Source organism: Protofrankia sp. Cr1, from assembly GCF_963555865.1.
In the GTDB taxonomy this organism is placed as follows: domain Bacteria; phylum Actinomycetota; class Actinomycetes; order Frankiales; family Frankiaceae; genus Protofrankia.
Genome location: NZ_CAUVXO010000108.1, coordinates 1 through 779, shown reverse-complemented (window position 1 = coordinate 779; position 779 = coordinate 1). Strand labels below are relative to the sequence as shown.

The window sequence follows — 779 nt, the reverse complement described above, 5'->3', positions numbered from 1 at the left end:
GCGTCTTACGGCGAGGTGTCGAGGTACTCCTTGGCAAGTCGTTTCGGCCCGCGGCCGAGCCCCGCTTCGATGTCCGTTCGTCAAGATCCGCAATGGCAATCTGCGGGGAAGGGCATCGGAAAAGGACCAGCCCAACTGGCGCCTCGCCGACCGCCTACCCTGCGGCAATCTGCTCGAGCTGGCTGTGGGGATGTCGGGCGAGGTTGACCGCTTCGATAAGAAGATCATTGTGTCCTTGGTTGTGCCGCTGTGACGAGTGGAAGGTTGACATCCCAAAAAGCCGAAAATCGGACAGAGAATGTACGTCTACCTTCCACTCGCGCCCGGGGCCGTGCGACGGTTCCGGTGAGTTCGACAGCCTTGCCCAGGAGCGGGGGGAGGGCTGTCATCCTGCGGGCGTCATTCTGGTGCAGCGAGCGACGCGGCGCAGGTGGTGAATGAGGCGGTGCCGCACGGCACCGGGGTCGGGCTTGCGGGGGCCGACGCCACGCTCCTGAGGTTCTGTCTGAGGTTCTGGACGAAATTGCGAGCTTCGCCGAGGCTGCCCACCTGGTGGCCGCTTGTCACCCTTTCGCGTGCAATCCCCTGGATGTCGGTCACTGCGATGGCGGATTGCGCGGGTTCTTTGAGTCTGTGCAGGGAGATTCCGATGAAGCTCCCGCCCATTCCTTCGACGATCGCGACATGCTGGTTGTCCACACCGATGTAGTACTGGTTGTGGATGTAGGACCAGGCTCCAACGGTGACGGCACCGGGACGCGATGGCCGCCCGATGCCCC

1 protein-coding gene and 1 pseudogene are annotated in these 779 nt (G+C 63.3%); one reads left to right on the top strand and one right to left on the bottom strand.

All coding sequences use genetic code 11. The annotated features are described in order from the left end of the window. On the top strand, window positions 1-253 hold a 253-nt coding region (locus U9980_RS11300), incomplete at its 5' end, for a hypothetical protein (RefSeq protein ID WP_322767873.1). 146 nt (window positions 254-399) lie between these two features. Here the strand turns inward: U9980_RS11300 and U9980_RS11295 are convergent. Next, window positions 400-779: pseudogene (locus tag U9980_RS11295) on the bottom strand (hypothetical protein); the annotation flags it as partial.